The organism is Corallococcus llansteffanensis (assembly GCF_003612055.1).
In the GTDB taxonomy this organism is placed as follows: Bacteria; Myxococcota; Myxococcia; order Myxococcales; family Myxococcaceae; genus Corallococcus; species Corallococcus llansteffanensis.
On sequence record NZ_RAWB01000725.1, the window covers coordinates 1 to 4389 of the forward strand.

The window sequence follows — 4389 nt, forward strand, 5'->3', positions numbered from 1 at the left end:
CGGCGGCGCTGGTGGTGTTGGTGCTGCTGACGCCCGCGTGGCGGGAGCGGTTCGGCAAGGCGGTGGACAACCTGTTCGGCAGCGGGGAGCGGTCGCTGGCGATGTCGGTGGGCTGGCGCCTGGTGCGCGAGCACCCGTGGGTGGGCGTGGGCTTCGGCAATCACAAACCCGCGGCACTGGCGACGCAGGCGGAGACGGGCATCACGGACCTGTTGGCCACGGACTCCCACAACCTCTGGCTGACGGCGTGGGCGGAGACGGGGCTCGTGGGGCTGGTGTTGCTGGCGACGATGCATGCGCTGCTGGCACGGGCGCTGGTGCGCAGGCACCGCCAGGGCTCACTGGCGGCGACGGGCGCGCTGTTGTCCTTCGTGGGCTTCCACGTCCTGGCCCTGGTGCACTACCTGCCGTTCCACCCGAGCGTGCACCTGTCGTTCATGTTGGTCTGGGGCTTGGGGTTGTGTGAGTGGCGAGAGCCATCACCGGAGGGCGCGTAGCGGATGACCCTTCCTCGTGCGGCGCTCATGCTGTCCATCTGTGCCATGTCTGCCTCTGGCTGTGCGTTGATTCCCGACCCCGTGGCCACCGGTGAATGTCAGGGCGTCCACCTGGGCAAGCGGGTGGAGTGGCCCATCTCCGAAGACGGGTCCTGGCTGGGGCGGGAGGAGCCGGACAGGTACGGCAACGGAAGAGTCTGGGTTCAACTGCAATATGAAGCAGAGGGCCTGGAGGACGACGTGTGGTCCTTCGGGGTGGACATCGAGTTGATGCGCGGGACACGCCTGGATGAGGCGAACACGACGAAGCTCGTGCCGCAGGGGGACTACCGTCTGGGCCCTCAGGGCGAGTCGGTGGTGACGGAGTGGTCGGGCAGGCTCTGGACGGCGGAGGGTTCGAAGGGCGGCTACTTCCAGCCGGGCCGCCCCGTGGAAGGCTCCGTCACGTTCGAGACGGTGAACGACCTCTACGCAGAGGGCCAGTTCATCTATCGCTATCTGAACGGCGACACGTTGACGTGCACGTTCGACGCGCCGATTAACGGGTTCTGAGGAACATTCCCGCCGTCAGGCTGACGCGAAATGACTTTGGAGTGGGCGTCATTTTCTGGCGGGAGGGAAACGACGAGAACGACAATACAGACGGCTCCGTGAATGTTGGACAGGTCGAAGCCCCGTCCAGGAGCGCTGCGATGGCCCGAAATCGTTTGCTGTTCATCCTGTCATTTCCAGCGGTCCTTGCCCTGCTGGTTGCCTCGGCCCCCGCCCGAGCCGCAACCACGGGTACGGTCACCGTGCTGTTCAAGAACAACGGCGTTGGGAAATTCGGGCCTTCCAATCAGGTCTACGTCTACGCGGACGCGGACTTCAATTCGTACGACAAGACCCTGTACGGCCCGACCACATTGGTAGGTCCCGGGCAGACCTTCACGGTCCAGTTCAGCAGCCTCTATGTTTGGAGCGGCTTCCAGGGCATCTATCGCTTCGAGGTGCGCTATCCAGACACCACGTCCACCACGACCACCGTCATCTCCGGGCTCAAGTTCCCCTCTGCCGGGAATTGGTACGTCTCCACCCTGGGGGTGACGTCCACCAACCCAGGTGCGGCGTATGCGCTGCCCATCGCCAACCTGGCGCCGCCCGCACCCACGCTCACCTACTGCTACCCGGACTATCCCGATCCGACGACGATGCTCTACACCGCCTGGTCGCTTCCCCCGCGGCCGACCGACTACGACCGCGTCGAGCTGGAGCGGGCGGCCGCGGGCTCCACGTCGTGGATGGTCATCAAGTCCTACCCGTACTGGGGCGCCAGCTACAACTCGGACACCGGCCGCCCGCCAGGGACCCCATACCAGTACCGCGTGGCGCTCTATGACCGTTACGGAGCGTCCGCGTACAGCAACGTCAAGCAATGCTCGACCCAGAGCGGGGACTCCGATGGGGATGGCTACATCTCGACGGCATACAGTGGCAACGACTGCAATGACAGTGACGCCAGCGTCCACCCCGGAGCCACCGAGACGCCGGGGGACGGAATCGACCAGGACTGTGATGGCGTCGATCTGCCGGCCGGCGTCGACACGGACGGAGATGGCGTTGCCGACGACGTCGACAACTGCCCGAGCGTCCCCAACGCGGATCAAGCGGATTCGGATCAGGACGGCGTCGGCGACGCCTGCTCATAGTCCGTTATCAACTCCGGGTGTGGAGGGTCAGTTCGCCAACCCTGGCACCTGCACTGGCGCGGGACGATTCGTTTGCGTCCCGTCTCCCAGCTGGCCCTCGAAGTTGCCGCCCCAGGCCCAGACGGTTCCGTCCTGTTTCCGCGCAAGCGAGTGAAAATTGCCTGCGGCAAGGGCCGCGACACCCGTGAGGCCCGACACCTGCGTTGGCGTCAGCTGGGCAGGCCCCGCCCCGTTCCCGAGCTGGCCATAATTGTCGACCCCCCAGGACCAGACGGTGCCGTCCTGCTTCAAGGCAAGTGAGAAGGACCAGCCAACGGCAATCGCCGCAACCCCCGTGAGGTCCTTCACCTTCACGGGCACCAGGGTGGCCGTGGTCGTCCCATCCCCGAGCTCTCCGCCGGAGTTGGGCCCCCAGGCCCAGACGGTGCCGTCCTGCTTCAGTGCAAGCGAATGCTTCTCGCGAGCAGCAAGGGCCGTCACGCCCGTGAGGCCCTGCACCTGGACCGGCGCGAGGCGCGTCGTGGTCGTCCCGTCGCCGAGCTCGCCACTGGGGTTGAACCCCCAGGCCCAGACGGTGCCGTCCTGCTTCAGCGCGAGCCCATGGAAGGTTCCGGACGCGATGGACACCACGCCCGTGAGGCCCTGCACCTGGACCGGCGTGATGCGGGTTCCGGACGTCCCATTGCCGAGCTGGCCGAAGATGTTCCGGCCCCAGGCCCAGACGGTGCCGTCCTGTTTCAGCGCAAGCGAGTGGGAGCCCCCCGCGGCCACTGCGAGGACAGGGGAGAGTCCCTGCACTTGCACCGGGGCGAGGCGGTACGTGGTCGTCCCATCACCGAGCTCTCCGAACTCATTGAGCCCCCAGGCCCAGACGGTGCCGTCCTGTTTCAGGCTGAGCGTGTGCTCGGTCCCCCCGGAGAGGGCCGCCACTCCCGTGATCGCTGGCACCTGCACCGGCCCGAGACGGTCCGTGGTCGTCCCGTCTCCAAGCTGGCCATTGGTGTTGACCCCCCAGGCCAGGACCGTGGAGGGGGCGCGTACTGCCAGGGAGAAGCGCTTCCCCGCTGCAATGCAGCCGTTCCGGCACGAGGAACGAGGGCGATTGAGGAACCCCTCGAGCACGGCCCTCCGGTGCGGCAGGAAGACATTCACCAGTGCCGGGGAAAGACTGAAGCGGAGTCCTTCGGGGCCGGTCTCCGTCAATTCACTGATGTGGGTGAACCCCAGCGAGTTGGGCCAGACCTGCTGGGGGCCGACGCTGGCATTGTTGCTGAGCTGGTGGCAGCCCGCACATGACAGCGCCTTGGCGCGTTGGAGGATGTGATCCGGCGTCAGCGGGCTGCCAAGGCGGGTGAGCTCTGCCTGGATGGCCGACCTGAGCGTGCCTCCGGTGCCGGCCTGGAAGGTGTAGTCGTTCTCCGAACCCTGTGCGTCGCTCTGCCCGCCGTTGAAGCGGTCGGGCACCTCATAGTTGAAGAGGTTGATGTCGGGGGTGGCCAGCATCGCCACCTGGCCAGGCAGGAAGGTGCGGAAGTCCGCCGCCAACGGGTGCGTGGAGCTGGGATTGAACAGGCCTCCGAAGGGGTTCGCCTTGTCCGTGACAATGACGGCCTTGAGCGCGCTGCACGTCGAAGTGCCGCAGGTCTTCTGGAGCTTGAACTCACGCAGCAACCAGTTCGACTGCATGAACATGTTGGTACGAATCTGCCCCATGCCCCGCGCGGCATCCGCACCGTAATTGTCGATGTGCACCACGGGCCGGAAGCCAGGCAGGCCCTGGAGGTAGAACTGCCGGAGGGCGGTCCCCCGCGAGGACACGTCGTTGTTGGTCGACAGGCCCTGCCAGAACTCCGCCACCGGCAGGCAGCCCTCCAACCCGAGACCCGGGTTGGGGTTGGGCAGCACCGCCTCGAAGATGATGAAGCTGCGGTTCCCGAAACTGGTCTCACCTGAGCGCTTCGCGAAGACGATGCGGTACTCTCCGCAATCGGCCCCATTCACAGGTGCCAGATCGAAGCGGTTGAAGAGGCCTACCGCCTTGTAGGCATTGCCTGAGTTCGGGTCCGTGAACGGGTCCGCGGTGGCCTGGCTGCCTTCGGCCGACCGGCACTGATAGGGATGGCCGTTGAAGACGGGGCGATTGCTCCCATCCACCTGATCGTTGCAATGCCCGCCCAATCCCAGCCCTGGCTTGGGGTTCTGGG

Annotated in this window: 4 protein-coding genes; 3 read left to right on the plus strand and 1 reads right to left on the minus strand. The window is 66.1% G+C overall.

Annotated elements, in window-relative coordinates; translation table 11 throughout:
* The 3 genes from D7V93_RS38980 to D7V93_RS38990 all read left to right on the plus strand — a co-directional run.
* On the plus strand, positions 1–497 hold a 497-nt coding region (locus tag D7V93_RS38980; RefSeq protein ID WP_147451571.1), incomplete at its 5' end, for an O-antigen ligase family protein.
* Positions 498–500: 3 nt separating this feature from the next.
* Positions 501–1049 (plus strand): hypothetical protein, encoded by a 549-nt coding sequence (locus D7V93_RS38985; RefSeq protein ID WP_120648130.1) that lies wholly within the window; start codon positions 501–503, stop codon positions 1047–1049.
* 140 nt (positions 1050–1189) lie between these two features.
* Entirely contained in the window at positions 1190–2185 is a 996-nt protein-coding gene (locus D7V93_RS38990; protein ID WP_120648131.1) for a putative metal-binding motif-containing protein, read from the plus strand.
* A gap of 27 nt (positions 2186–2212) precedes the next feature.
* Here D7V93_RS38990 and D7V93_RS38995 read toward each other — a convergent pair whose 3' ends face one another.
* A complete protein-coding gene (locus D7V93_RS38995; RefSeq protein WP_443652008.1) occupies positions 2213–3898 on the minus strand; it encodes an RCC1 domain-containing protein in 1686 nt (561 codons plus the stop codon).
* Positions 3899–4389: the final 491 nt, after the last annotated feature.